At 42.8% G+C, this 898-nt stretch carries 1 protein-coding gene; it reads left to right on the top strand.

The annotated features are described in order from the left end of the window. Positions 1-272 precede the first annotated feature (272 nt). Positions 273-898, top strand: a 626-nt coding sequence (locus P5683_RS25350; RefSeq protein WP_315642562.1) for a Uma2 family endonuclease, incomplete at its 3' end; no start/stop codon positions are given.

The raw sequence follows: 898 nt of genomic DNA, 5'->3' as shown, positions 1-898 counted from the left end.
ATATTTGAGGATTGGCAATTAGACGACCCAGCGGAAAAGCCGGAGATTTTTCCCAGGGTTAGGGAGGAAGTTCGAGACCGGGTGGAAAAGTTAATTAAAACATTGTTAGACGATAACTAACCTGATTGAGGTTCTGGGGTGGGTTGCTGTTGTTAATTCACCACAGAATCTGGTTTGAATAACATCTAGTTATTTCGGTCAAGCCTATATCAGCCAAGTTAGTCTAGGGTGGGGTGTATAATATATATCAGTGTAATGCGGAGTTAGGAATTATGATAGCAGTTGACACCCTGACCCATAAAACTGATGTTTTTTATCCGAGTGAGGACGGAGAACCCTTGGCAGAAACTTATGATCACGTTTACGCCATAATGGCGACTATGCTAGTTCTGAAAGAATACCTAAAAAACCGAAAAGCGACGGTTTTGGCTGACCAATTTATGTATTATGCGGCGGGTTTCCCTAAGTTGCGAGTAGCCCCTGATGTGATGGTGATTTTTGATGTGGAACCGGGGGGAAGAGATAACTATAAAATTTGGGAAGAGGGACAGGTTCCGGTTGTCATTTTTGAGATGACTTCTCCGAGTACAAAAGAACAGGACCAAACGGTTAAGAAAAATCTCTATGAAAGTTTGGAGGTGAAAGAATACTGGTTATTTGACCCGAAAGGGGAGTGGATAACTGAACAATTACGGGGTTATCGTTTAGTGGGAGATAGTTACCAATTAATTACGGATAACCGCAGTGCAACTCTGGGTTTGCGTTTACAAGTTGCCGGGAAAATAATCGAGTTTTCCCGAGAAGATAACGGACAAAAATTGCTAATTCCTGATGAGGCATACGAGGCTTTGCAAGAGGCTACTTTGGCTAGAATAGAAGCTGAACAACGGGCGGAAGC

The organism is Limnospira sp. PMC 1279.21 (assembly GCF_032349615.1).
GTDB classification, from domain to species: Bacteria; Cyanobacteriota; Cyanobacteriia; order Cyanobacteriales; family Microcoleaceae; genus Limnospira; species Limnospira fusiformis.
This window is presented reverse-complemented; position numbering and strand designations above follow the sequence as displayed.